The sequence below is a fragment of the Aerosakkonema sp. BLCC-F183 genome, from assembly GCF_041929145.1.
Taxonomy (GTDB): Bacteria; Cyanobacteriota; Cyanobacteriia; order Cyanobacteriales; family Aerosakkonemataceae; genus Aerosakkonema.
Window position 1 is genome coordinate 41234 of sequence record NZ_JBHFNU010000088.1, and the last position, 26464, is coordinate 67697.

General features: G+C 42.1%; 29 protein-coding genes and 1 riboswitch. Of the genes, 17 read left to right on the top strand and 12 right to left on the bottom strand.

Features of this window, described 5'->3' with window-relative positions:
- Positions 1-199 precede the first annotated feature (199 nt).
- The 3 genes from ACE1CD_RS26795 to smpB all read right to left on the bottom strand — a co-directional run bounded on the left by ACE1CD_RS26795 (position 200) and on the right by smpB (position 2041).
- Positions 200-718, bottom strand: coding sequence for a DUF29 family protein (locus tag ACE1CD_RS26795; protein ID WP_374826799.1), 519 nt, complete (start codon positions 716-718; stop codon positions 200-202).
- Positions 719-749: 31 nt separating this feature from the next.
- Positions 750-1265, bottom strand: a complete 516-nt coding sequence (locus tag ACE1CD_RS26800) for a DUF29 family protein (protein ID WP_374826800.1) — start codon at positions 1263-1265, stop codon at positions 750-752.
- A 308-nt stretch (positions 1266-1573) separates the two neighbouring features.
- Positions 1574-2041, bottom strand: coding sequence for an SsrA-binding protein SmpB (gene smpB / locus ACE1CD_RS26805; protein WP_374794876.1), 468 nt, complete (start codon positions 2039-2041; stop codon positions 1574-1576).
- A gap of 127 nt (positions 2042-2168) precedes the next feature.
- A riboswitch (Glutamine riboswitch) is annotated at positions 2169-2254 on the top strand.
- A 36-nt stretch (positions 2255-2290) separates the two neighbouring features.
- Here smpB and ACE1CD_RS26810 point away from each other — a divergent pair.
- On the top strand, positions 2291-2446 hold the full coding sequence (locus ACE1CD_RS26810) for a hypothetical protein (RefSeq protein WP_374794877.1): 156 nt from the start codon (positions 2291-2293) through the stop codon (positions 2444-2446).
- Positions 2447-2639: 193 nt separating this feature from the next.
- Positions 2640-3887: a cytosine deaminase gene (gene codA / locus ACE1CD_RS26815; protein WP_374826801.1), complete on the top strand. Its 1248-nt coding sequence runs from the start codon at positions 2640-2642 to the stop codon at positions 3885-3887.
- Positions 3888-4005: 118 nt separating this feature from the next.
- Here codA and ACE1CD_RS26820 read toward each other — a convergent pair whose 3' ends face one another.
- The gene (locus ACE1CD_RS26820; protein WP_374826802.1) at positions 4006-5730 is read right to left on the bottom strand and encodes a protein kinase; all 1725 of its coding nucleotides are present in this window, start codon (positions 5728-5730) and stop codon (positions 4006-4008) included.
- Between the two features lie 559 nt (positions 5731-6289).
- Here ACE1CD_RS26820 and ACE1CD_RS26825 point away from each other — a divergent pair.
- The 3 genes from ACE1CD_RS26825 (at position 6290) to ACE1CD_RS26835 (ending at position 11888) form a co-directional block, all read left to right on the top strand.
- A complete protein-coding gene (locus ACE1CD_RS26825) occupies positions 6290-8146 on the top strand; it encodes a CHAT domain-containing protein (RefSeq protein ID WP_374826803.1) in 1857 nt (618 codons plus the stop codon).
- Between the two features lie 128 nt (positions 8147-8274).
- The gene (locus ACE1CD_RS26830) at positions 8275-10038 is read left to right on the top strand and encodes a type IV pilin-like G/H family protein (RefSeq protein ID WP_374826804.1); all 1764 of its coding nucleotides are present in this window, start codon (positions 8275-8277) and stop codon (positions 10036-10038) included.
- Positions 10039-10532: 494 nt separating this feature from the next.
- Positions 10533-11888, top strand: coding sequence for a Uma2 family endonuclease (locus tag ACE1CD_RS26835; RefSeq protein ID WP_374826805.1), 1356 nt, complete (start codon positions 10533-10535; stop codon positions 11886-11888).
- A 112-nt stretch (positions 11889-12000) separates the two neighbouring features.
- Here the strand turns inward: ACE1CD_RS26835 and ACE1CD_RS26840 are convergent, their stop codons facing one another.
- From ACE1CD_RS26840 to ACE1CD_RS26850, 3 genes are all read right to left on the bottom strand, one after another.
- Positions 12001-12855, bottom strand: a complete 855-nt coding sequence (locus ACE1CD_RS26840) for a hypothetical protein (protein WP_374826807.1) — start codon at positions 12853-12855, stop codon at positions 12001-12003.
- Between the two features lie 139 nt (positions 12856-12994).
- On the bottom strand, positions 12995-13378 hold the full coding sequence (locus ACE1CD_RS26845) for a type II toxin-antitoxin system VapC family toxin (protein ID WP_374826808.1): 384 nt from the start codon (positions 13376-13378) through the stop codon (positions 12995-12997).
- Positions 13375-13611, bottom strand: a complete 237-nt coding sequence (locus ACE1CD_RS26850; protein ID WP_374826809.1) for a type II toxin-antitoxin system Phd/YefM family antitoxin — start codon at positions 13609-13611, stop codon at positions 13375-13377. The genes ACE1CD_RS26845 and ACE1CD_RS26850 overlap by 4 nt, the downstream gene beginning before the upstream one ends.
- Before the next feature lie 609 nt (positions 13612-14220).
- On the opposite strand from ACE1CD_RS26850, the gene ACE1CD_RS26855 reads away from it, so the two are divergent.
- From ACE1CD_RS26855 to ACE1CD_RS26865, 3 genes are all read left to right on the top strand, one after another.
- Positions 14221-14433, top strand: a complete 213-nt coding sequence (locus ACE1CD_RS26855; protein WP_374826810.1) for a hypothetical protein — start codon at positions 14221-14223, stop codon at positions 14431-14433.
- Complete coding sequence (locus tag ACE1CD_RS26860) at positions 14433-14624, top strand: type II toxin-antitoxin system RelE/ParE family toxin (RefSeq protein ID WP_374826811.1); 192 nt, start codon at positions 14433-14435, stop codon at positions 14622-14624. Before ACE1CD_RS26855 ends, ACE1CD_RS26860 begins: the two co-directional genes overlap by 1 nt.
- Positions 14625-14732: 108 nt before the next feature.
- A complete protein-coding gene (locus ACE1CD_RS26865; RefSeq protein ID WP_374826812.1) occupies positions 14733-14951 on the top strand; it encodes a hypothetical protein in 219 nt (72 codons plus the stop codon).
- Positions 14952-15027: 76 nt separating this feature from the next.
- On the opposite strand, the gene ACE1CD_RS26870 is transcribed toward ACE1CD_RS26865, so the two are convergent.
- Positions 15028-15462, bottom strand: a complete 435-nt coding sequence (locus ACE1CD_RS26870; RefSeq protein WP_374826813.1) for a type II toxin-antitoxin system VapC family toxin — start codon at positions 15460-15462, stop codon at positions 15028-15030.
- Positions 15459-15761 carry a hypothetical protein gene (locus tag ACE1CD_RS26875; RefSeq protein ID WP_374826814.1) on the bottom strand — a complete coding sequence of 101 codons (303 nt, stop codon included), beginning with the start codon at positions 15759-15761 and terminating at the stop codon, positions 15459-15461. The genes ACE1CD_RS26870 and ACE1CD_RS26875 overlap by 4 nt, the downstream gene beginning before the upstream one ends.
- A gap of 20 nt (positions 15762-15781) precedes the next feature.
- Here ACE1CD_RS26875 and ACE1CD_RS26880 point away from each other — a divergent pair, with 20 nt between their 5' ends.
- Positions 15782-15907: a hypothetical protein gene (locus ACE1CD_RS26880; RefSeq protein ID WP_374826815.1), complete on the top strand. Its 126-nt coding sequence runs from the start codon at positions 15782-15784 to the stop codon at positions 15905-15907.
- A 36-nt stretch (positions 15908-15943) separates the two neighbouring features.
- Here ACE1CD_RS26880 and ACE1CD_RS26885 read toward each other — a convergent pair whose 3' ends face one another.
- Together ACE1CD_RS26885 and ACE1CD_RS26890 are read right to left on the bottom strand one after the other, a co-directional pair.
- Positions 15944-17008 carry a tyrosine/phenylalanine carboxypeptidase domain-containing protein gene (locus tag ACE1CD_RS26885; protein ID WP_374826816.1) on the bottom strand — a complete coding sequence of 355 codons (1065 nt, stop codon included), beginning with the start codon at positions 17006-17008 and terminating at the stop codon, positions 15944-15946.
- Between the two features lie 26 nt (positions 17009-17034).
- Positions 17035-19791 carry a tetratricopeptide repeat protein gene (locus tag ACE1CD_RS26890; protein ID WP_374826817.1) on the bottom strand — a complete coding sequence of 919 codons (2757 nt, stop codon included), beginning with the start codon at positions 19789-19791 and terminating at the stop codon, positions 17035-17037.
- 152 nt (positions 19792-19943) lie between these two features.
- Here ACE1CD_RS26890 and uvrA point away from each other — a divergent pair, with 152 nt between their 5' ends.
- The 8 genes from uvrA (at position 19944) to ACE1CD_RS26930 (ending at position 26306) form a co-directional block, all read left to right on the top strand.
- Positions 19944-22904, top strand: a complete 2961-nt coding sequence (uvrA, locus tag ACE1CD_RS26895; protein ID WP_374826818.1) for an excinuclease ABC subunit UvrA — start codon at positions 19944-19946, stop codon at positions 22902-22904.
- A 51-nt stretch (positions 22905-22955) separates the two neighbouring features.
- Positions 22956-23330 carry a hypothetical protein gene (locus ACE1CD_RS26900; protein WP_374794888.1) on the top strand — a complete coding sequence of 125 codons (375 nt, stop codon included), beginning with the start codon at positions 22956-22958 and terminating at the stop codon, positions 23328-23330.
- A gap of 92 nt (positions 23331-23422) precedes the next feature.
- Positions 23423-24634, top strand: a complete 1212-nt coding sequence (locus ACE1CD_RS26905) for an AAA family ATPase (RefSeq protein ID WP_374794889.1) — start codon at positions 23423-23425, stop codon at positions 24632-24634.
- The gene (locus ACE1CD_RS26910) at positions 24628-25341 is read left to right on the top strand and encodes a DUF4276 family protein (RefSeq protein WP_374794890.1); all 714 of its coding nucleotides are present in this window, start codon (positions 24628-24630) and stop codon (positions 25339-25341) included. Before ACE1CD_RS26905 ends, ACE1CD_RS26910 begins: the two co-directional genes overlap by 7 nt.
- Positions 25342-25365: 24 nt before the next feature.
- On the top strand, positions 25366-25488 hold the full coding sequence (locus ACE1CD_RS26915; RefSeq protein ID WP_374794891.1) for a hypothetical protein: 123 nt from the start codon (positions 25366-25368) through the stop codon (positions 25486-25488).
- Positions 25485-25712: a type II toxin-antitoxin system HicB family antitoxin gene (locus ACE1CD_RS26920; protein ID WP_374826819.1), complete on the top strand. Its 228-nt coding sequence runs from the start codon at positions 25485-25487 to the stop codon at positions 25710-25712. Before ACE1CD_RS26915 ends, ACE1CD_RS26920 begins: the two co-directional genes overlap by 4 nt.
- Position 25713: 1 nt before the next feature.
- Positions 25714-25977, top strand: a complete 264-nt coding sequence (locus ACE1CD_RS26925; RefSeq protein WP_374826836.1) for an element excision factor XisH family protein — start codon at positions 25714-25716, stop codon at positions 25975-25977.
- Positions 25965-26306, top strand: coding sequence for a XisI protein (locus ACE1CD_RS26930; protein WP_374794893.1), 342 nt, complete (start codon positions 25965-25967; stop codon positions 26304-26306). The genes ACE1CD_RS26925 and ACE1CD_RS26930 overlap by 13 nt, the downstream gene beginning before the upstream one ends.
- On the opposite strand, the gene ACE1CD_RS26935 is transcribed toward ACE1CD_RS26930, so the two are convergent.
- Positions 26303-26449, bottom strand: a complete 147-nt coding sequence (locus ACE1CD_RS26935) for a hypothetical protein (RefSeq protein ID WP_374794894.1) — start codon at positions 26447-26449, stop codon at positions 26303-26305. The genes ACE1CD_RS26930 and ACE1CD_RS26935 overlap by 4 nt on opposite strands.
- Positions 26450-26464 lie beyond the last annotated feature (15 nt).

The window sequence follows — 26464 nt, forward strand, 5'->3', positions numbered from 1 at the left end:
AAGCAACATAATGTTGACTTGGCTTTAGACCCCGGCTCCGGCGTTGCATTTGGACAGAAAATCTTGTATTTTGTGTAAGAAATTGTCGCCCAAATGCTGAGCCCCTACATAAAACATATTTCGTTCTTTTTGTCAATTCATTCTACTGGACTGGCGCTCTAGTTTGTTAGGTTTAATTATACTCCTTAAAGCCTTTATTCTATCGCCTCCCAGCTTTCCAATCTTCCCCACCTGATAGTTGAGCCAAATAATCATCAATAGCTGCGGGTAACTGCTTCAGGGAATAATCATAAGTTAATGCCAACAAACTTTGAGAATGACTAATTACCAAACTTCTATCTACCATTTCAGCAAGTTGAAATGGACTGTAAGTACCATTCAATACTTCCTCGCTCGCTTCGCGGATAGCTTCTTCAAATTCATCGTCTACCATCTCCTCCCACTCATCTATCTTAACGTAGTAAAATGTTTTATTATCTTGCAAATTCAGTTTTTTAATTTCTCTCACTGAATTGCGAATAGAATTAGCCCAAGAGTTTGTTAATCGCTGTTCCACTTGGTTTTTAATCAAGTGAATTAACAAGATTTTGAGATAAGATTGAATATTACGCAGAATTGCTTGTTTGCTCATTCCTTCCAATTCATCTACAATTGCCAAAGCTTCCGAGTATCTTCCTTCCAAAATGCTTTTTCTTAAATCGATTAGTTCTTGAGTCATAACTATTACTCCACTCTTTTGGTTGATGATTTTACCTATTTAATTTCCAATCTTCTCCACCAGGTAAATGAGCCAAACTCTCCGCGACCACGGCGGGTAAATTTTTAACCGAGTGAGCATATATTAAATTTAATAAATTTCGAGCAATTTCAACTACCTGGGTTCTATCCACTATCTCAGAAAGTTGAAATTCGTTGTAAATGGCATTCAGCACTTCCAAGCTTGCATCGCGAATAGCTGATTCAAGTTCTTCTTCAAGTAAATTATTCCATTCATCATTATTAATGTAGTAAGATGTTTTATTGTCCTTTAAATTCAGTTTTTTAATTTCTACAATTGAATTCCGAATAAAAGCAGCCCAAGAATTAGTCAATCGCTGTTCCACTTGGTTTTTAATCAAGTGAATTAACAAGATTTTGAGATAAGATTGAATATTACGCAGAATTGCCTGTTTACTCATTCCCTCTAATTCATCTACAATTGCCAAAGCCTCGGAGTATCTTCCTTCCAGAATGCTTTTTCTTAAATCTATTAATTCTTGAGTCATAGTTATTACCAGCATTCGCACTAGCGAGTAAAATTATACCATTTGGAAAAGACTGCACGGTTTTTTCGGCTTTATGCTGAAAAATGTTATTCTGTTATAGATAAGGCAGATGGTGGGTTACGGCACGGTTTGTTAATTATTGGTTGAAAGTGCTGAATTTATCGCCGTGCCTAACCCACCCTACGATTAAGTAAGTTTTTACGACTCCCACATTTATGGAAAAGCCAAAAACCGGGTTTTTAGCGATTAATTTGACACCAAAGCCAAAATCTTTGCCAAAAAACCCGGTTTGTTAGGTTTGAATCGACTTAATAATTCTTCATGGCGCGTTGCATCTCGCGCTTATCGTCGCGTTTCTTCACATCTTCCCGTTTGTCGTGCAGCTTCTTACCTCTACCCAGACCAACGCTAACTTTTACCAAACCCTTTTTGAGATACATTTTCAAAGGAATTAGGGTCAAACCCTTTTGTTCCACTTTACCAATCAGCTTGCGGATTTCTTCTTTGTGCAGCAGCAGTTTCCGCGTGCGAACGGGGTCGTGGTTAAAATACTGGCTGGCGGTTGAGTGAGGTGAAACGTGGACGTTCAGCAGCCACGCCTCGCCATTCCGAATCAGCACATATCCATCGCGCAGGTTAGACCGACCTTCGCGAATGGACTTGACTTCTGTCCCTTTTAACTCAATCCCAGCCTCGTATGTCTCTAGGATTTCGTAGAGGTAACGGGCTTGGCGATTGTCGCTAACGATTTTGATACCTTCGCTTTTTTCACTCATATTGCCAATTTAGCGTTTAAACCAACGACTGTGGCAGTTTATCTAGGATTGAATTGAGCTTGATTGTAAAGTTTTATGTAGCACTTGACATTTATCGGAAAAACGGTAACAATAAATACAGAAATAAATCGTTCATCTCTTCAGGTAGACGCCGATCGACGGTTAGATGCAGTGAGGAGACGGAAGTAGGGAGCAATCCCGAAGGAACGCGCCTCAATTCACTACGTTTGTACTTTAGGAGGCGAAAACATGAGCGCTATTAACCACGAATCCAACAACCGCGCAGTTGAACAAAGAGCTCGTTCCCTGATGCTGAATCATCAGCGGTCAATGGAGAACCGTCAAAAAGCTATGTTGATCCGTTCCGCGAGGGAAGTCGGAGTAGCAAATAATATTTCCGAATAGCAAATTGAAAACTGACGGAAAGAAACCGGGTTTCTACGAGATACGGACGAGAAACCCGGTTTCTCATATTCAGTACATTCCATAAACCCGGTTTCTTCAAGAAACCGGGTTTATGCTTAGAGAGTAGTTCCAGGTTGCGGTAGGGTTTAAAATTCCTTTATGGATTTGTTGGATAAACCAGAAAGGAATATTTATGTCGCTATTATCGTGGGATATATTACTGCGTCGGTGTCGTTGGCAGGATCGGGAAGTCGATATTGGGATTCGAGATGGTAAAATTGGAGCGATCGCACCTCATCTCAGCGAACCAGCGCAGCTAGAACTGGATATCCAAGGAAAATTAGTCAGTCCGCCTTTCGTGGAATCGCATATTCATTTGGATTCAGCGCTGACAGCAGGCGAACCGCGATGGAATGAAAGTGGAACTTTGTTTGAAGGAATTGAAATTTGGAGAGAACGCAAGCAAAGTTTGACGCTGGATGATGTGAAAAAACGGGCAATAGAAGCGCTCAAATTACAAGCATCTCAAGGTATTTTATTTGTACGCAGTCACGCAGATGTGAGCGAAGAGTCTTTAACTGCATTGCAAGGTTTGCTAGCAGTGCGAGAAGCGGTCAAAGATTGGATAACTTTGCAAGTGGTGGCTTTTCCGCAAGATGGAGTTTACGGTAGTCCTAAAAATGAGGAATTATTGGAAGAAGCGCTAAAGTTGGGTGTGGATGCGGTGGGTGGAATTCCTCACTATGAGTTTACCCGCGAAGATGGGGTAAAATCGGTGCATCGAATATTTGAATTAGCGGAAAAATATAATCGATTAATTGATATTCACTGCGATGAAATTGATGATGACCAGTCGCGCTTTTTGGAAGTTGTGGCGGCTTGTGCGATTCGTTCTGGTTTGGGAGAAAGAGTAACCGCGAGTCATACAACTGCGTTTGGTTCTTATAACAATGCTTATGCGCTAAAGTTAATGGGTTTGTTGGTGCGATCGCAAATCAATTTCATCGCCAATCCTTTAATTAATATTACCCTACAAGGGCGCACCGATACTTATCCCAAACGTCGAGGTGTGACGCGAGTGAAAGAATTGTGGCAAGCTGGATTGAATGTGAGTTTGGGACACGATTGTATCCAAGATCCCTGGTATAGTTTGGGGACGGGAAATATGCTCGAAGTGGCGCACATGGCGGTTCACGTTTGTCAGATGACGGGGATGTCTGAAATAGATGCTTGTTTTGATATGGTCACACTGCATGGAGCGAAAACTTTACATCTGGAAGATAGCTATGGAATTGAGGTGGGTAAACCTGCAAATTTGATTGTGTTAGATGCTGATAGTCGCTATGATGCGATTCGTCGTCGAGCGACTGTACGTTACGTAATTTCACGGGGAAGGTTGTTAGCTCAGACAGAATTACCGATCGCAACAATGAACAATTAACAATTCGTTTTTAATTTTCAATTGTTCATTGTTAATTAGACATCTCCAAAAATTCTTCTGGGATAGGCATCTTGCCTGTCTCTGAGATTCTTTTTTAGAGATGTCTATTGTTCATTAATTATCTCGTTAACTTACTCGCCATTTTTGCACTGCCAGACTTTTCAACAGCTTGCTTAACCCGCTGTTTTTGCTTATATTCAGCGATTTTAGCTTGCACTTTAGAGTATTCTGGTGTTTGGGGAGAAATTTCTTCCAGAAGTTTCACTGCACCAGCAAAGTCTTTCTTTTCAGCCAAGGCAAAGGCTTTTTTCCGTAATTGGTAAATTTCTACAGGTGTTTGCGCCTTTCCTCGAACATTAGGCTTTTGTTTCTTTTCCCAAAAACAGATATAAGGAATTTGGCAAACTTTTTTAGCTCCTTCCTCCCACTGCACTTGGTCAATGATTGAATCCAATTGTTTAAATTGAGAAGGATCGGGTTGGGACATATAAATGTATCCAGCCATTGCAGCCAGAGCATTCATCGCCATACCTACACCAAATAAAGCCACTATAGGAGGGATTTTTGGTAATTTAAAACCAGGTTTGCTCTTTTGCGGCTGAGCGGGTGAGTCCGTTGCATCTGTAGCATCTGGGGTGGGTGTTGCCTCATAAAGTTGCGTTTGAGGCATTACAAATATGAGGGATTCTAAAGGCGAAGATTCGGCAACAGGGTTTTCAGTAGAGTATTGAATTTGTTCTGAATCTGCTGTTTTGGTTTCTGAATCTGGCGGGAATAAGCTTAAGGGGATTTCAAGTGTTTCTGAGGCGATCGCACCAATAGAGTTGTCCGCAACTTTTGACTCCTCAATTATAGTTGGGGATATAGTTGGGGATATAGTTGGGGATATTGGCGGCAACGACTTAAAGGTAATATTTAGCTTTTCTGAGCCGATCGCCCCCACACCGCTACTGACAAATTCTGTTGTCTGACTGGCGATCCCCGAATCATGAAGAGCTTGGATAACTTCTGTCGCCATTTGGTAGCGCTCTTTGTAGTTAAGGCGTACCATTTGGTTGACTACAGAAACCAGTCGATCGCTAACTTTTACTTGTTTGTGCCAAGAATCCAAATTCCCATCTATTTGCAACAGCGCCGGATACATTCCCGTCAGTGCTTGAATAGCGATCGTACCTAACGCATAAATATCGCTATTTGGCTGTGGGTGATATGCCAGTTGTTCTGGCGGTACATACCCTGCCGATTCAAGAGGAAAAGTGATTTCTGCCTGTTCTTCAACGTTAACTGCTGGCGTCCGTATCGGCTGAAGCGAGCCAAATTCAATCAAACAATATTTGCCGTCTGAGGCGCGTTTAATTATATTGTTTGGCTTGATATCGCAATGGATAATATCCTGACTGTGAACGAATTCTAGTATGCTGGAAACTTCTGCTAGCAACTGGATAGCTTGTTTTTCCTGCCAGCGTTTGCCGCAGCGTAGGCTAGTTGGCAGTAAAGCACTCAGAGGCTGTCCTTCAATAAACTCTTGCACCAAGTAAAATCCTTGGTCGTCTTCAAAGTAAGCTAGCACTTGGGGAATGCGATCGTGTTCGCCCAATCTTTTCAAAGTCTCTGCTTCGTTAAGAAACAGATGTCTGACGGTTTGCAAGTAGTTGGGATCGTTACTAGCAGGTTTGAGATGCTTAATTACGCATTTGGGGTTACCCGGTAATGTTGCATCTTCGGCAATGTACGTTCTTCCAAATGTTCCGGCACTTAAAACTTGAACTATTTGGTAACGCTCGTCTAATAAATTACCCAACATTGGGTGACTCGCTTCGGTGTTCAACAGGACTCTTGGCATAAGACCCCGGTAATGTTTCGTCAGATTTGATATTGCTAGAGAACGCAGCCCATCCTATGTGCTTCGCCGATATGAAGACGCCAGTTGAAAGTTTGGTTAGGATTAACTGTGTAGAAACTTTGAGAATTCGCGTCTACATCAATGTCTTTCAGAGAGGCGTCTGGTCGTTCAGGATGAAACTGCGGAATTCACTGAAAGAGCTGAGGCGGTATAATATCGTTTCTGCTTTAACACCTAATGCTACCTGGTCGAGACAGAAAATGGCAGAGGATTCTATCCCCCTACACCCCTAGATTCTCAGACTTTGAGTTGGAAGCAGGGGCAAGGATAATTACGATCCCTCTCATGAAGGATTGAGCTTCCAGGTCATACAATTAGAGTAAAAAAAAGCCGCTCAACACTTTTATGCTGTTGCCAGCTACTTTTGTGGCTCGGACGCACATCAGCAATTGCGAGATCTGGTTTTACCTGCTCAGCCCGAAAGTGCAGATGGCTTCTTTCCACGTCTAGATATGGATCTTACCCTCAATTGAGAGTTTGAGGAGGTTGGATATACTCTATGAAGATTAAGTTTATTGTCCAATTATTTGCTGCATTTTCGTTTGTGCTGGGTTGCACGGCTACCAGCAGCAAGATTGGCTCTGCTCAAAGCGCGACCTTCTTCTGCGGTACTAGAAAGGATACTCCAGCGACTGTTGCTCGCACCTCGCGTGGGGACGTTCCCATAATTAGGTGGGTATCTACCTATTTTAGCGGTACAGGCTACACTCCTGCGAGCCGATGTGTCGAGGTTTCCAAAAGATTTCAGACTTACTACGACAATGGAACGCTCAACTATATCACCACTGGCACAGTCAACCGCCAACCGGTAGTGTGCGTTGCTCAAAGTCCTGGGAGCGGTTGCAGTCAGGTATTATTCACTCTGGAAGAAAGAGACGATCCCAACCAAGTTTTGCAAGAGTTATTTGATATCCGGGTTAGGGCTGCCAATGGCCCAATTACCAGAGGGGAATCGCAAGCTTCTCAGGAGCCCATATATATAGATATGAATGAATATCTGAGCAAGACTCCTGTGGAGGAAGGTATTACCCCGATTTCGGAAAACAGCCCAGAAAATGCGCCTGTGCGATCGGCTACCCCTCCCAACTTGGGACAAGCCCTTCAGCAAGTTAAGTCGAATGAGGAGGCCGTTGGGACAATAGAGAAAAGTTGGGAAAGGGATTATGAAAATTATTTTAAAACGAATCTTTCTGACACGTCAATGGGGTCGGAAGAGATCGCAGCTACGTTAGGAAAACTCGCCGCTCAAACTGGAAAAAAAACTGCCTTAATCTACGCAGTTCCAACACCTAATACATTGGAATTGGTGTTAGTGATGCCCCAAAGAAAACCGATTCGTAAGACGGTAACGGCAGCTAATACCGAAACTTTGCAGAACGTAGCGAAACAGTTGACTCAGGAAATTACGGACTTCACAAAAGTGAATACAACGAGTTACTTGGCTCCGGCTCAACAACTCTATCAATGGATCGTTGCTCCGCTGTCGGCTGAGCTGGAAGCTAATAAAATCGATAATTTAATTTTCTGCATGGGTGGCGGTCTGCGTAGCTTACCCCTGGCAGCTTTACACGACGGACAACAGTTTCTGGTGGAAAAGTACAGCATCGGTCTTATCCCTGCTTTTAATATGACCGATCCCGTTTATAAAGACGTGAAGAATTTACCAATTTTGGCAATGGGAGCGTCGCAATTTAAAGAACAAGCTCCCTTAGCTGCTGTGCCTGTGGAGTTGGGGGCTATTATGCAAGATCTTTCTGGCGTTCTTTGGCCGGGTTCTTGGCGGGGGAAAGAATTTTTAAATCAAGAATTTACCTTAGATAATTTAAGGTCACAACGCGCTTCGCAACCATTTGGAATTGTTCACTTGGCAACTCATGCAGAGTTTAAGTCGGGGGCACCGGAAAACTCTTATATTCAGTTTTGGGATAGTAAATTAACTCTGGATAAGATGAGGCAGTTGCAGTGGAATAATCCACCGGTGGAATTGTTGGTGTTGAGTGCTTGCCGCACGGCGGTGGGGGATAAAGATGCGGAAATGGGGTTTGCGGGATTGGCGGTGAATAGCGGCGTGAAGTCGGCGCTGGCGAGTTTGTGGAGTGTTAGCGATGAGGGAACTTTAGCGCTGATGACTGAATTTTACCAGCAATTGAGGGTAGCGCCGATTAAGGCTGAGGCGTTGCGGCAGTCGCAGATAGGTATGTTGCGAGGACAAGTGGTGTTCGAGGGTGGTAAATTGCGCGGGCCCATGCTGAGAGATGGGATGCTTCTGCCACCCAAATTAGCGCCTTCGGGAACAAGAAATTTTAAGCATCCTTTTTATTGGGCTGCTTTTACGATGATTGGCAGTCCTTGGTAGCGAGGACAGGGTAGTGCGCTTACCGAGTTGGCTGTGCCAAAATTGATATTAATTATGTGGGTGCTATGGGCTAAAGCCTTATCTGGTTTGAGTGCGATCGTCATCCTTACGCAACAAATATTAATCTCATGTCGGCAAACATACTCGGTGGGCGCTACCAAATTATTAGAGGGCTGGGATGTGGGGGTTTCGGTAAGACTTATGTGGCTGAAGATAGCCATCTACCGGGTAAACCTCACTGTGTCGTCAAGCAGTTCAAACCTAGAACTACGGATATCCCAACTTTACAGATAGCAAGGCGTTTGTTCGATACAGAAGCGGAAGTTTTGTACAAGCTGGGAAAACACGACCAAATTCCCCAGCTTTTCGCTCACTTTGAAGAAAATGAAGAATTTTATTTAGTTCAGGAATACGTTGAAGGTAATAGTTTGTGTGATGAAATACTCCCTGGTCACCAGTTGGATGAAGATTTTGTTGTTAGTATCTTACAGGAGATCCTGACAATATTAGAATTTGTCCATCAGCAGCGGGTGATTCACCGCGATATTAAGCCTTCAAATTTAATTAGACGCAAGCACGATAACAAGATTGTTTTGATTGACTTTGGGGCGGTAAAAGAAATCGGCACTACCACGGTAGACGGGCACTGTCAGACAACTATGACGGTTACAGTAGGCTCGCCTGGGTATATGCCAAATGAACAATTAGCAGGGAATCCGCGTTTTTGTAGCGATATCTACGCGGTGGGAATGATTGGTATTCAAGCGCTGACAGGTTTAGATCCTAAAAAACTTAAAAAAGATGCCAATACGGATGAAATTATTTGGCGGGAGTGGGCACAGGTCAGTCCCGGTTTGGCATATGTTTTAGATAAAATGGTGCGTTATGATTTCCGTCAGCGTTATCAGTCTGCTACTTCAGCTCTTGGGGATCTGAAAAATTTGAGCAGTTATGCTTCGGGTATGATGGCTTCGACTATAGTAACAAGAACTCCTACCCAAATACCTAATTCTGGAAGGAAGACGCCTTCTCAAATTTCTACTCAGGTGGGGACAAAGAAATCAAATTCTATTTCTGGGCAGAAAACGCCATCTCAAATCTCTACGAAGGTAGCAACAAGTAATTCAACTTCTACTGTTATAGAACACACTCAATCTCCAAAGCTTAACGAGATTGGCTCTACGATAGTGGCAAATAATAATAAGCTGAAACCTAACTGGATTTGGTTTGTTGTCGCTGGGATTCTAGCTTTGCTAGGTACTCAAATATATAGTTATCGGCAACTGCAATCGTTGATTGCGAAAAGTTCTTCTCCGACTCCGCAAGTAAATTTACAAATAACTTCTCCGACTCCGCAAGCAAGTGCGATCGCTTCTCCTTCTCCAACTCCGCAAGCAAGTGCGATCGCTTCTCCTTCGCCAACTCCCCAAGCAAGTGCGATCGCTACTCCTTCTCCAACTACCCAAGCAAGTGCGATCGCTACTCCTTCGCCGACTCCCCAAGCAAGTGCGATCGCTAACGTAGACCCAACTAAGTCAGCAGAGGCTAAAAGAATAGTTGGTTTAATTAACAGCACACAACAACTTTTTTATTTAGAGAATAACCGATTTGCTTCTACATGGCAAGATTTGAAATTAAATATTGAATCGAGGACGGAAGATTATGACTATGAAATTATCTGGGGCGATCGCACCAAAGCTTTAGTTACAGCTACAGCCAAAAATCCTGGATTAAAAAGTTATTCTGGTGTAGTTTCTATGCAAGGCGAAACAGTTGTAGATAAAATTTGCGAAACCAACGAACCATCCACTGCGCCTCCTAGAATACCGCAAGCTTTTGGTAAGGATTTTCAATGTCCTTATGGCTCTACTGGAGTTTCAGGGCTTTTGTAATCTCAACGTAAATTACTGGGGATTAGTATGGTAAGCACATCAGTATAATTAAAACCAAGTAAAGTTTTGTAAAAGTTACCCAATCTAGATTAATGCTTGAACCAAGCATTTACATTTATTCACTGAATAAAGTTTATTTGCGCCTATCGCTTTAGTATAAATAAAGCAAATTAGGAATAGGGGTGTTCCCCCTATATCCAAATCCAATTTAATTAGATATTATATATTTCACCAAATCATCTGGCTGCTTTTCACAGATAACTGACCGATGTTTTAGGTTCATATTTGGCGAGCCAAAAATAAATTAATCATCAGACATCTGCGATCCGAAAGGCAAGCAAAAGATGATTATTGGGATTTTGGTTACTCAACTATTATAGTTGATTTGAATCATTTCTTTGCAGACGCGAACAGCGTCTGCCCCAACACTTTAATTTGGAATTGTTCCAAGGGGTAGTCTGCATTGAATAATTTTAGATCGGGAGTGTTTAAATATGAGCGTGGCCAACAGCGATACCCTTGACGATGCAAAAGAGTATTTAGATTATGAAAAAATCAGTGTATTCAAGCAAGATTACAGGCAAGAAGAGGTCTATGAAATTGATGAATCAAGCGAGCTACACGACAGCATTTGCGTTAATTTGATATCTTTACTAAAGAGTAAAAGTCGCGCTTTAGGCTACCGGGTTAACACAGGAAGGGTAAAAGTTAATATCGATAGGGAGAATATTGTTTATTATCCCGATGCGATCGTAACCTCTGATGATAGAGATAGAGGTAGCGAAAATTTCAAGCGATATCCCCGTTTAATTGTGGAAGTAATGTCTCCAGAAACGGAAGCTTTCGATCGCGGTGATAAATTCGCTGATTACCGTAAATTAGCAAGTCTGCAAGAATATGTACTAATTAGCCAAGAACGGGTATGTGTGGAGTGCTTCCGTCGCAACTCAGAGGGACTTTGGATTCTTTATCCCTATGGCGAAGGAGAAGAGGTATACTTTGCCAGTATTAACTTTCAGACGCCTATTATAGCGTTGTATGAAGATTTGTCCCTACCTTTAGAGGCAAGGTATAGTTTTGAGCATAAAATCCGCAATCAAAAATATACCAAGTACCCCATCAACAGATCGATAATTAATGTGACAGAGGATGCACCCACTCAAATAGCTAGTCACATTCCCTTAACTACTTCTACCAAAAGTACCAAATCGAGTTTTAACAATCTTTGGGTGGCAGGAGCTTTAATTTTGGGTTTTGCAGGCAGTAATATCCATAATTATTGGCAAAATATCTTATCTAGGAGTAACGTTTCTTCTGGATCGATAAGTCAGGCAAACGCCGTCGTTGCTAGTTCTCAAAGCATTACATCAGAAAAAATCGAACCATCTTTGGAAAAACAGAAAGATAAAATACAAGAAAATGAACCAAAGGATTTACTTCCAGTCCCAGCAGTAGAATCAGATCGTTTGGACGCTAAAGAGATGATTGCTTCGATCAACAGAATCCAAAAAGGTTTTTATCTCGAAAACGGACGATTTGCTTCTACATGGGAGGATTTGGGATTTAATATTGAATCAAAAGAGCAAGACTATGAATATAAAATTGCTTGGTCAGATCGACATAAAACAATAGTAACAGCTACAGCTAAAAAACCAGAGGATAAGAGTTACACAGGCATAGTTTTTGCGGAAGGTCAATCGGCAGTGGATAAAATTTGCGAAACTGACCAACCATCAACTATACCTCCTGTTATACCTGAAGCGGTAAACAAAGATATGCTATGCCCGCCTGGAGCTTCGATTGTTTCAAGTGTTGGGAAAAGCGATGAGGCGCAAATTGCCAGTCCTTAAAATAGGCACTTCATTTATTTCTAATAAATGAGCGATTTTACTGGATTATAACAGAGAGCGATCGCGCAAATTATTCACGCCAAAAATAGGCGATCGCTTTCTTTAGTTTTGGTTAACCTTTATCACTTGAACCGGGCAATAACAATCTTGAATTAGTAGGTAATTTCCTAGTTATTTGTCGATACATCTCCGGTCGGTTTTGTGCGATCGCAACTTCCCTGAAGCGGTTGATGGTGACACCAATATTCATACCCACGAGGGACAATCCTAGTAATCGCCCCACAGTACCTCCACCAAATTCAAATAGCGAACCCAAAGGATCGAAAAACAAACCACCGATAGCTCCACCAATACCTCCACCGATGAATCCAAACTTTAGATCCCCTAAAGTATTTTCTTTAATACCATAAGAACCCCCTAGTAGAATTCCTAAGATACACCACCCAGCGGTACGAGCAAAAATTAAAAGTGCAAGGGGAGGAGCGCTGTCAACTGTAGAAAATGAAAGGATGGAAACGAATACATATTGTGCAATAAACCCTGAGATAACACCACTAACTAAACCTAAAGTCGAGCCAACTTTAAGACCGTAATATAATTTTGTCCGATCTTTTCTAAAAAACCCTTCTGCGGCTCCCATCACTGCTCCCAAACACATCCCAAATGCTCCGAACGTTATCATTGCATTCAAAAAAGTATTTGTTGTAGCTAAAATCCGGCTAAGTTGGATAATTTCAACTACAATAAAGCCTATTAAGCTACCGACCCAGCCAACGAGGAGTGGCTTTTTGTTGTTGGAGGAAAAACCAAAAACATAACGCTTGTAGTTAAATTCATGTCTGCAAGTCGGACAGGTAACTCGTAATTTTTTCTTCCGCTTGGGAATACGTAGTTTTTGAGAGCAGTTTTCACACAAAATGATAATTTTTACTTCATTATTATTTTCAGCAGATTGGGGTTGATTCATTTTAGTTATTTTCCTTAGCAGCGTTCAGTAAATCGGCATCAATAGCAGTTAAAAATATTGTAATTATACCTTGGGCTAAAACCTTACTTGGGGCTAGCGCAACAAAAATTTACCGATCGTCTTCTGACAGTAAGCGTTCCTAGATAACGCTGACTGAGTATGCACGAACTGCTGGATCTACCGTCGCCATTGTCAAGCCATTTTGTAAAGCTTGACAGATGAGCATCCTGTCAAATGGATCGCGATGTAATGGCGGTAATTTTGCCAGTTGAATTACCGTACTTTCATCAAGCGCAAGACTGACAATTTGATGAAGATCTCGCTGTTTCGGTAAGTAAGTTTCGGGATGCTCAGGCAGAGGTAACTTACCCAACTGGTATTTGACAATTGCTTCCCAAATTGAAATTACACTCAGATAGACTTCGTTATCTCGATCGCGAATTGCATTCCGAATATCCGTTGATAATTTATGATCGCCACTGATGAACCATAAAAAGATATGTGTATCTAACAGAATCTTCATTTGGCCTCGAATGCGTTGAGAATATCTTCTGGCAAAGGAGCATCAAAATCATCTGGAACGGTAAACTCGCCTGCACATAAACCATAAGGTCGTAATTGTTTACTACTGGCAATAGGTCTAAGTTCGGCGATCGGTTTATCAGAGCTAACAATTACAATAGTTTCACCTGCCTCTACTTGACGGAGATATTTCAAAGGATCGCGTTGTATTTCATCAACAGTGACGTTCAACATTAGGTTGCCTCAATGCAACTAAATCTGATTTACTAAGTATATGGTAACAGCGGCACGATCGCTATGCGATCGCACCCACATATGCACAACGCTCAAATCGAAATTTACTCAGGAACTTGCACAAGAGCGGCGATCGCACTTCCCAAACGAGTAAAATGATTCGGATTAAGCGTCAGGATAACATCAACCTCTGCTTTGAGGGCAGCCTTGTAGGTTGGGTTGAGGTACGAAACCCAACAAATGCGATAGGTTTAGTTTATTTCAAACTAATTATGGAGATATTGCACCCGCGTATTCACCCGCCAGGGGTTTTAACCCCTGGCTAATAGCGAAAGTCCACTTTAGTGGACTGAAAGAGTATTCAAAAAACAATTAAAAACAGCCATCATCTGCATAGCCAAAAATCTCCATCTACATCTGCGTTCATCTGCGTTTATCTGCTTTCATCTGCGGTAAAAAAATATCCAAATTTTGCATAAGGTCAGCAACCGGGTTTTTCGCCATTAACCCCACGCCAAAACCAAAATATTTGGCAAAAAATTATCGATATTAATAATTTGTGGCCAAACAAGCTAAAATATTAACAGTCAAACTGCCAAGGAGATGGAAATGCAAGTCAAAGATATGACAGTTGAACAACTCTCCGACCTAATTAGGCATATTGTCGAACAATGTCTGGACGAGTATTTAGATCCTGATGAAGAAAAGGAAATTAAAGCAGAAGTTAAGCAGCAGTTGATAGAATCATTGAATAGCACAAAAGCTGGGGAACGCGGTATCCCACTTGATGAAGCTGTCAAAAAACTAGGATTAAATCGCTAATGGACTACTCTGTTGAGTTAAAGGCAGAAGCCCTTGTTAGCTTGGAAAGCGTCACCCAAGTTGTGAAAAACCGCATCACCCGTAAAATCTATTGGTTAGCTGCAAACTTCGACTTGATTACCCCTGAATCTTTGACAGGTAATTTGGCGGGTTTGTTTAAGCTAAGAGTTGGTGATTACCGGGTAGTCTAATCCTTCAGCACGGAATCAAGAATTATCACTATTCACAAAATTGGACACCGTAGCGAAATTTACGGTTGATTGACTCAAATTTTGCAATACCAAAACAATTTTTCCTCTATGAACGCTTTGCCAGAAATTGAAGCAGCGATTAAACAGCTTCCAGAAAATGATGTTCGCAAATTGGCTGGGTGGATTCAGAACTATTTAAATGAAAAGTGGGATAGACAAATGGAAGAGGATTTGGCAACAGGTAAATTAAATGCTCTGATTGCGAAAGCAGAAGCAGATATAGCAGCAAATAACGTGAGGGATCTTTATGATGCTTTGCTGAATTGATGGAGTGGCGATATGCCTACGGCAGGCTACGCCAACGCACTCCACTCAAAAATCCCGATAGGGCTAAAATCGGTATTTACTCAGGAACTTGCATAAGAGCGGCGATCGCACTTCCCAAACGAGTAAAATGATTCGGATTAAGAGTTAGAATAACATCAAACTCTGCTTTGAGGGCAGCTTGAGCAATTAAAGCATCAAAAATACCCCCACCGGGAATGTTTAAGGTTGCCATTTGAGCAATGGCAATTTGATAGTCATTGGAGAGCAGTGGAATCACTTCAAGGTACTGCAAAACATCTACAATAATACTCTGAGCTTGTTGGGTAGTAATGCGTGGCTGAATTGGCAACCGCGTGATTACAGAATAGGTTTCTGCTAAACTGTGAGTTGAGATAAACCCTTGAATTTGTTTAGATTCTGCTGCTTTGAGCCGTGAGAAGCAAACAGAATGCTTGGGATGGCTGACAATTAATGCAGGAACCAAAACCGAGGTATCAAACAATACTTTCATAAACCCATTTGATTTTGAATACGTTCTTCTCTTAAGTCATCTATGAAAGTATTAAGATCGAAATTTTCTGGTAATTCTGCATCTAATACCAAAATTCCTGATTTTCGATATATTTTTGATTGGTTAGATGGCGGTATATTTGTTGATTCCGAGCTTTTATCGAGAGATTTTTCAGCCGATTTTTGATTTAAGGCATCAATTTTTTCGGCTACAGCTTCCCAAATAAACTGTTCTGGTGAAATTCCCTGAATGGTTGCCCATTTTTCGATATTTTGTTTGAGTTGAGGAGGAAAGTTCATAGGAATGATATAGATTAGATATGACAAAGGAATTAGTTGTGTATTTTTTACTGCAAAGCTATTTGACAACCTGCAATCCACAAGGCGATCGCTCTAAGTTTAGCACTCAAAAATCAGCGATCGCTCTCGATTTAAGTTTGATGTAGAGCGATCGCTACCTGTGCAAGCATTGCTAGGATCAGCTATACAAATGTTTGCACTAAATGTTCAGGCAAATAACGAGGCTGGACTAACAAACTATTTTCACGCAGGTTTCTAAGCTCTGGCAACATACTAAGTGCTACTTTCCCACACATCAACAGAGAATAATCATCGGGATAGCGTTCAAGATAGGCTGAGACTTGACGAAATCCCTCCAAGTAAACCTTATCTTTGACGTGGCATCCAGGAACATTTGTATCAATGAAACCACGTTTTGCACGGGCGACTATATCAAAAGCTTCATCTAAAGTTGTATACTGAACAAGTTCATGGAAAACTTCGTAGAAGCTATGATTAAGGCTCATGTCAGCCGCTATCACCCGCAACGCATAGCGACGCTGATCAGCAGGCGACTGCACACCATAGGAAGCTTCATGGTAATTTGCTAACCCTTCTTCTGTAAGCAGATAGTTACAAAGACCGAAGCGTAAAAGCCTGAGAGGTTGCAAATCGCCATTCACAGCCCTAAAAACATGAGTGCCTATTTCATGTACGAGCAACCGCTTCAATTCACTAGGGCTAAAAAGATACTCTGCATTGACTTTTACCTGCTTATCTATAGAACGAACGCTAATTCTGGCACTCATGGCATTACTAATTATTACACACCAATCAGTCAAACCTGCTTCGGTAAGCGCTTTACGCATCCTAGCCGCCATATCTTCAGATGGGATCGTGCGCGGCTCTAAGTCCAGAGGCAATTTAGCCAACATTTCATAAGCAATCTGAACTAAGTCAGCTGAGGGTTCACCATAGACTTTGACTGTTGCCTCAGTAGCCAAAACTGGATCGCGGGTTGCTGCTGCTCGCATTAGCTCCAGTGTAAAGTCAACATCTTTATAAATCCAATTCTCCCAAATGTTCTGATGAGGTTGTAACTCAGAAATAAACTGAGAAAAAGGTTCCTCCCAGCCAGAAGGCGGTGAATGATAGCTAAATTGCGGATTATAGATTTCTCCTGCTGCATGAGATGTGAAAAGCTGTTGCTTCTCAGTATCGCGATTCAGAGGTGCAGTGTAGTGATCCACATCAATGGATGCGTACAAAATTTGTAACTGCTCACACAGAGTATTTAATCGTTGGAGAGTCTGTTTTTCCATGCTATTTGTCTCTTCCCAGTTAGTTCTTGTTCAATTAGCTGTAACACACCATCTGGATCTGCCTTCTGTATCTCTCGGAGAATAATCAGAGCATCATTCAGAATACCTAGCCAGCCACAGGTATCAATGGCATATTGAAAATATTGTGTTGCGTTGGCTAAATAGTCATGACGCAAGCTGGGGGGAGCCAAGAGCGCTATCCCTGCCTGGGCAAAAGCACGATGATACCGATAAGCCCATCGCTGGCTATAAAGTTTCTCAAGAGCAGTATCCTTTGCACGCTGAAAGAAGTAGCTTGCCTCTTCCAACTTTTCCATTCGCAGATAAGTAATTGCCTCCAAGAGTGTTTCACTGTAAACATTCAAGTTTGCAGTGAACTTTTTAAGTAATGGCTTTGTTTCTTCAACAACTTGCAATGCTTCATCAAGTTGGTTTTTAATTAAACAAGAAATTAATAACCTGTTTCGGCTATCTACTTGTGTCTCAATACGGTTATATTGATCGGCTATTTCAATACTTCGCTGCCATTGTTCAACAGCTAGGTCAATGTTGTCTGGATTTGTATGAAGTAAGAGAACTCCCCAATTTTCATAAGCTACTGATGTATATTGAGTGTTTGAAATTTTGCTTGTAAGTTCTAAATGTTGCTCCATATAACTTTTGGCTTTTTCATGGTTACCCAGATTGCGATAACTAACAGCAAGGTTATCTAAATATATTGCCTGTCCGCTAAGGCGGTGATGCTGTTGTCCTAATTCCAGAGCCTTTTTATAATACTCAATTGCTTTAGGATAATTACCAAAAACTTCGCCATAAACAGCACCCAAATTATTTAAACACGCCATTTTCTGAACGACATCACCAATTTGATCAGTAATTTGTAATGCTTCTTGATAAAGAGAAAGGCGTTCATCATTTCGATTGTTCTGACCGTAGATGATGCCCAAAACACGCATAGCAGAACATTCCAGACTCCGGTTAACAGTTTGTCTAGCAATGCTTAGGGCTTCTTGAGCAACAATCATAGCGCTTTCAGAATCATGTTGTCTTCGTAAACTTTGTGCTAAACTAACCAATCCTTGAGTAATACTATTGTTGTCTTTTAACTGCCGAGCTATTTCAATGCTTGTACGATAATGAGTCTCGGCATCTCTATAAAATCCTGTGTGGTAATAGGTTTCCCCAATCCACCATAATAACTGGGAACGATTAAGAGCATTCCACCCTGCATCCTCACCTATAGCTGCTAAAGCCTGATTGAAAAATGTCCGAGCTTGATTAAACTCACCTAACTTAAATGCCTGTTCACCTGCTAGCTGAAGATAGGTTGAAGCTTTTTGTGTTTGGCTTGCTTCGGTATAATGATATGCCAGTTGAACCGCAATCATTTCAGTCTTTTCATTACATAGAGCTTCTAGGGTTTCTGCGACTTCTGTATGAAGCATTCGGCGCTCTGCTTTAGACAAGATGCTATATAAATAGACTTGAAAAAGGGCATGGTTAAACATATAGCGCGATAGCACGGTTTTGCCCAATTGAACTTCGCCAGTCTCTTGTACCAAATGATGACACCGTTCCAGTTCACGCGACAGTTTGCTTACCAGTTCTCGTTCTCTAATTTTTTGAATTTTTGCAATCACTTGAACAGTGAAGTCTTGTCCTTCAACACAGGCAATATTCAGTATCTCACGCAACTCATTTGACAAACGCCCAATTCGTTCCTCAATAATGCCTTCAACTCTTGCTGGTAGTCTATCCCAATTTAATTGTGGAGATTCTAGCCAATATCCATCTGTATCTTGAATTAGATCACCTCGTTCTTGCATAGAACGCAACAACTCTTTGGTGAACAGAGCATGACCACCAGTGCGCTCAAACAGGACATCCCGAAATACACGGCTTAGCTTATTTGGTTGGCTATTAATCAAAGCATCTACAAAGGCTCGGCCATTCAGATGAGTAGTTTGATCCAAATCAATCCATACATCACCATAGATACGTTTGATTTCGTTTAGAGTTGGCTCCAGAGGATGACGCTCATGGTTGCGTCCTGCTGCCACATCACTAGGACGATATAGCCCAACAAATAAAATTGGACAGGTTCTTAGCTCCCTAACAAGATGAAAGAGGAGCGCATTAGATGCAGGATCTACCCATTGAAGATCATCCAGGATAATCACTAACGGATATTCTTCGGACAGCCGTCGTAAAAGACCAGTGTATTGCAGAAAGATTTGGGATTGCTCAATGTCGCTCTGGTTTGTTTCGGCAGCAATTGCCCGTTCCTCCAAACCTCTCAGCAATCCCCGTTCCTTAGCCCCCGCACGGGCTAGGGCAGCTACAACACCCATACCCGGAATCAATGTACCGATTAGTTCAGGAGCAACTTCTAGCAGAATACGACCTGAAACTCGAAGCACCGTGCTAAGACGTTGGGCATTCTGGCTGGTAATCGCATTGGTATTATCTCCAGTCAGCATCCCTAGAATAATTCGGAAGGGTATATAGGGATCGCTAATCCCAGTTTGGGCATTGCAGTTGCTCCTAGTAAAGAGCAACTTTTCGTCTAGTCTTTCTGATTGCAATACAAATTCTTCAATTAGCCTTGATTTACCTGTTCCCGCCTCACCATTGATAAAACAAACCTGGGTTTCACCATTCAATGCCCTTTTCAAAAACGTACTCAACCGCTCCAACTCTTGTTCTCGGCTTACAAATCCTTGGCTCATACTCTTACGGCATCCATACTGATATTGATTTTATTATGCTTTAAACTCACGATGAATATAATGTTTTGCTGAATTGATAGAGGTTCGCTCGCACTCCACCCAAAAATCCCCACAGCGCTAAAATCGTTAAGCAACATAACGCTCTGTCCCTCATGTCCCACGCTGCCGACACCAAAAACGGTCATCATCCCACAGGGGTAAATCTGAATAACCAAAATTCGATTCGCATTCGGGGTGCGAGGCAGCATAACCTGAAGAATATCGATTTGGAATTGCCGCGCGATCGCCTGATCGTTTTCACTGGCGTTTCTGGTTCCGGCAAGTCTTCTCTCGCTTTCGATACCATCTTCGCGGAAGGGCAGCGTCGCTACGTGGAATCCCTCAGCGCCTACGCGAGACAATTTCTGGGACAATTGGATAAGCCGGATGTGGATGCGATCGAAGGTCTTAGCCCAGCAATCTCCATCGACCAAAAATCGACTTCCCACAATCCGCGTTCCACAGTCGGGACGGTGACGGAGATTTACGATTATCTCAGATTGCTGTTCGGACGCGCTGGCGAACCTCATTGTCCGATTTGCGATCGCTCGATCGCTCCCCAAACCATCGACCAAATGTGCGATCGCATCCTGGAACTTCCCGACGGTACGCGCTTCCAAATTCTAGCACCTGTCGTGCGCGGGAAAAAAGGCACTCACCGCAAGCTACTTTCTTCTCTCGTTTCGGAAGGATTTGTCCGCGTGAGGGTAAATGGGGAGGTGCGACAACTCGATGAAAATATCGAGTTGGATAAAAATCATACACATAATATAGATATCGTCGTTGACAGGCTGATTAAAAAACCCGATATTCAGGAGCGTTTGGTCGATTCTCTCTCCACTTGCTTGCGGCATTCACAGGGAATTGCCGTTATAGAGGTATTAAATAATACATCGGATAAGGTAAGCGCGTCGCGAAAAGATAGTACGTATATAATAAAGGATGGGGAAAACGGTGTCAATAGCTATGCAGAATTACCGCCAGAATTGATATTTTCGGAAAACTTTGCTTGTCCGGAACATGGCGCGGTGATGGAAGAATTATCGCCGCGTTTGTTTTCTTTTAATTCGCCTTACGGTGCTTGTCCGAACTGTCACGGATTGGGAACTTTGCGAACATTTTCCCCAGATTTGGTAGTGCCAGACCCAAAAGCGCAGGTTGTAGGAGCGATCGCACCTTGGGTGGAAAAGGAAACTTCTTACTATACTGAATTGCTTTACAGTGTGGGGAAAGCACACGGGTTTGAACTGCACACGCTTTGGAAGCAGTTAACAGCGGAACAGCAACAGGTGATTTTGTACGGTTCCGAACAACCAATTTGGATGCACGATCGCAACGATTACAGAAAGTTTAGCGGCGTAATTCCAATGCTGCAAAGGTATTTCGACGAAAGTGCATCGGAATTGCAAAAGCAGAAGTTAGAGCAGTATCTTGTCGATCGACCTTGCGAAGTTTGTCAGGGGAAGAGGTTGAAACCGGAAGCGCTATCTGTGAGGTTAGGTCAGTATCGGATTTTGGATTTGACGGGGGTTTCGATCGCGGAATGTAAGGAAAGGATTAACGATTTGAAGTTGAGCGATCGCCAAGCGCAAATCGGCGACTTGGTACTGAGAGAAATCAAAGCGAGATTGCAATTTCTCCTCGATGTCGGATTGGATTATCTCAGTTTAGATCGTCCGGCGATGACACTTTCCGGAGGAGAAGCGCAACGCATTCGTCTCGCCACGCAGATCGGTTCCGGATTAACAGGCGTCCTCTACGTTTTGGACGAACCAAGTATCGGTTTGCATCAAAGAGATAACGGTCGTTTGCTGAAAACTCTCACCAAACTTCGCGATTTGGGAAATACATTAATAGTAGTAGAACACGACGAGGAAACGATTCGCGCCGCCGACCATTTAGTTGATATTGGCCCTAAAGCGGGGATTCACGGTGGGGGGATTGTAGCGCAAGGGAATATAGAGACTTTGTTGGCGGCGGAAGATTCGCTGACGGGTGCTTATTTGTCGGGAAGAAGGGTAATTGAAACGCCAGCAGAAAGGAGAAAAGGAAATGGGCGATCGCTCATCCTCAAAAATTGCCATCGCAATAACCTTAAATATATAGATGTGGGGGTTCCCCTCGGTAAACTTGTCTGCGTTACCGGAGTTTCCGGTTCGGGAAAATCTACCTTAATTAACGAATTGCTTTATCCAGCTTTGCAACATCACCTGACTCGCAAAGTACCTTTCCCCAAAGAGTTGGATACTGTCAAAGGATTAGACGAAATCGATAAAGCAATTGTGATCGACCAATCGCCGATCGGTCGCACTCCCCGTTCCAATCCAGCTACTTACACAGGAGTCTTTGATGTCATCCGCGATATCTTTTCCCAAACCATCGAAGCGAAAGCAAGAGGTTACAAACCGGGACAATTTTCGTTCAATGTGAAAGGGGGAAGATGCGAAGCTTGTGGCGGACAAGGGGTGAATGTCATCGAGATGAATTTTCTGCCGGATGTGTACGTGCAATGCGAAGTTTGTAAAGGCGATCGCTACAATCGAGAAACCCTGCAAGTGAAGTACAAGGGGAAGTCGATCGCCGATGTTTTGAACATGACAATTGAAGAAGCTTTAGACATCTTCCAAAATATTCCCAAAGCAGTCACCCGCTTACAAACATTAGTCGATGTCGGTTTAGGTTACATCCATTTAGGACAACCCGCACCCACCCTTTCCGGCGGTGAAGCGCAACGAGTCAAATTAGCAACCGAACTATCTCGTCGCGCCACCGGAAAAACACTTTATTTAATAGATGAACCCACAACGGGTTTATCGTTTTACGACGTTCACAAATTGCTGGATGTCTTGCAGAGATTAGTGGATAAAGGTAATTCGATTTTGGTCATCGAACACAACTTAGATGTAATTCGCTGCGCCGATTGGGTAATTGACTTAGGGCCGGAAGGTGGCGATAAGGGAGGCGAGGTAATTGCTGTGGGAACGCCGGAAGAGGTGGCGGAGTGCGATCGGTCTTATACTGGGCAATATTTGCGGCAGGTGTTGCAGCAACATCCGCCAAAGGTAACTGCTTAGCTGAATATATAATCAAAAAAATCAAATCAACTTTCTGCTAAACTAGAAATTATGACATCGGAAAAACAAATGAATGCGATTATGTATGAATATGTTATCGATCTCGTTGTTCCCCTTATACCTGCAACTGTAGACACAGGTAGTGAGAAACCTCAAACTTGGGAAATTGCAAAATACAACTTTGACCCTTGCCTACAAGTTGGTGATGATGTTTTGATAAGTAATCTCAAGATAGGCAATCAGCCAGATGAAACTTTTAATTTAATGGCGGGAGTTATAAAACGTGAAAAAGAAATATTAGTTGCTAAAAAAGCAGATGAATCTATTTTTAGAATATTAATTACAATAGAAGTAAAAGATAAAGACGAATTTCCAAGATTTATTGAAATTATGAAAAGACATAATCCGGCTGCCTTTAGAAACTAAGCAGGCATTCTTGGAATACAAACGCTGTTACTCAATGATTTAGCACTGAGAATAGCCATTATAATATTAACAGATTGTAATCAAAGGATGACATGGAAGATAAAAGATTTATCCGCACCCTACGATTAAAAAACTTCCTATCCTATGGAAGCGAGGGTGAAACAATTGAACTACAGCCCCTGAATGTGCTGATTGGGCCAAACGCATCTGGTAAGTCGAATTTAATCGAAGCAGTTGGACTCTTAAAAGCAACACCTACAAATTTAACTGTTCCTATTCGCAAAGGGGGAGGTATCAGCGATTTTCTTTGGAAAGGTGAAAGAGGTATTCCGACTGCTGAAATTGAGGTTACCTTAGATAATCCTGCCAATATGCCGCTCCGCTATCGTATTAGTTTCACCGTAGCTGGTCAAAGACTGGAATTGGTAGACGAAGCTATAGAAAATGAAACATCATATTCAGGCGAAAATGATGTCTATTTTTACTACCGCTATCAGTATGGACGCCCAGCTTTAAATGTGAAAACTAGGCTGGAAGGGCAAACTGGTACAATCACTGATAGAAGCGAACGCCGTCTTCGCCGAGAAGATCTAATCCCAGATCAATCTGTTTTATCTCAAAGAAAAGACCCCGATCAATATCCAGAACTCACTTATGTTGGCAATCAATTTTCCAGTATTGCTTTATATAGAGACTGGCATATAGGACGAGATTCAGATCCCAGAATGCCTCAAAAATCTGACTTACCCGAACATCCTCTCCTAGAAGATGGAAGTAACCTTGGACTTGTTTTAAATAACTTACAACACCAACTGGGAACAAGACAAATTATAGAGAAGCTAAAGAAATTTTACGATGCAGCAGAAGAACTTACAACCAAGATTTACGGGGGTACAGTACAAATATTTATTCGTGAGGAAGGTCTAACTCAACCAATTCCTGCAACTCGTCTTTCAGATGGAACACTGCGTTATTTATTCTTAATGGCTTTACTGCTAGATCCAACTCCACCACCACTCATTTGTATTGAGGAACCAGAGATAGGTTTACATCCAGATATTCTACCCACAATTGCTGAAATGTTAATCGAAGCATCTCAAAGAACACAATTAATTGTTACCACTCATTCTGATGCTTTGGTTTCTGGTTTGAGCGAATATCCTGAATCAGTTTTAGTTGGCGAACGGAATAATACAGGCAGTCATCTGCGCCGTCTTGAGCCTAATCGACTTAAAAACTGGCTTGAAAAGTACACTCTAGGAGATCTCTGGCGGATGGGCGAAATTGGTGGTAACCGATGGTAAGTGAGATTCGCATTTACATCGAGGGAATTGGAGATAGCGATGAAACTGCGCCTTTGCCTAGTGCGCGGCTAGGTTTTCGCAGTAGAATCAGAAGTGGAAAAGAAACTACAGCTGGTCTGCGCCCCGGGTTTCGCAAATTCTTTCAAGAACTCTTTGATATTGCAGACAGTAAAGGAATCAAGATTACCTCGATCCTGTGTGGGTCGCGTCGCGATGCTTATGAAGATTTTAAAATGGCTTTGAAATCTCACCCGGATGCTTTTAATATTTTACTGGTAGATTCGGAATCTCCTGTATGTGAAACTGATACACCTTGGGAACATCTTAGGAAAAGAAAAGAAGACCAACCCTGGATTTTAGATTCTGTGGATCTGGATGAGGCTTGTTGTCACCTAATGGTGCAAACAATGGAAGCTTGGTTTATCGCGGACATAGATGCTTTAAGAGCGTTCTACGAGGAGGGATTTAGAGAAGAGAAGATTCAGCGAGGAATGGAACAATATCAGAGCGTAGAACAGGTTTCAAAAGCTACTATAGATGTCTGGTTGAAAGCCGCTACGCGCCACACATCTAAGGGGAAATATAAAAAGGCAATTCACGCTCCCGAAATTTTAAAACTGTTGAATGTTGCTAGGGTACGTCAAGCGTCTCCTAATTGCGATCGCATCTTTACAACCCTTGCCCAAATCATGGAAGAATCAGCATGAAAAGTTGAGATGTAAGAGCGAGAGATGAGCGATCCGATCACCATTTCAGGTAAAGATGGGGATGATGCTAAACCCTATTTAGAAAAAGAAGTTACTCAAAAATTAGCTAAATTACAAACAATTCAAAAAAAGGAGTCGGAAGAATGAAATTACCTTATACTATTGTCATTCAATGGAGTAATGAAGATGGATGTTATTTAGTCCATTTACCAGAGTTTACCACTCAACAATTTCACACTCATGGCGATACCTATCAAGAAGCATTAAGCAACGCGCAAGAGGTTTTAGAATTACTCGTTGAAGAATATCAACAAGACGGTAAACCTTTGCCTGAACCTAAACCGCTAATTACTATTTCTCAAGTTGCTTAAGGTGTTGGTGTTGGGGTGCGATCGCATTTTGGGTATGTGCGAGTTTGGGAGTGCGATCGCCTTAGCCTCGCGGGGACAATACATACTATATCGTAATTTACTAAAATTAAACAATCAGGGATATGAAATTTATTTAGCAGTAAGAGACAGTATATTTGATACCTTTTTCCAGAGGAAATCTATTCAAGCAGTTGTCAAACTCAATGAAATTGCTTTGATTGTTTTTAGTAATGAAAGAGAGGAGATTGTAGAATGGATAAATTAACCCATTATCGCAATTTAATCAAACAAGTTCTTACCGAATATAATAATTTGTCTAATCAATCTTCCGATCGGCATTCTGAAACCTGCTTGGTGTTTGATGAAAACCACGACCATTATTTATGGTTAACAGTTGATTGGCAAGGAAGTAAACGACTGAAATATACTCACGTTCATATTAGAATCAAGAACGACAAGATTTATATAGAAGAAGATTGGACAGAGGAAGGAATAGCAATTGAATTAATGCGTTTGGGTGTTGCTAGCAGTGAAATTGTTTTGGCTTTTCAACCGCCAGATGTGCGAGGGTTTACAGACTTTGCTATTGCTTAGGAAGATTGGTTGGGGATTTGTGGAGGAAAGAGCGATCGCACTTTGGGTATGTGGGAGTTTTGGAGTGCGATCGCACTTTGGATATGTGTGAGGAGAGGGAGTGCGATCCGTACACCAAAAACCTTATCGACACTCAACACCACACTTATTCAAAAACC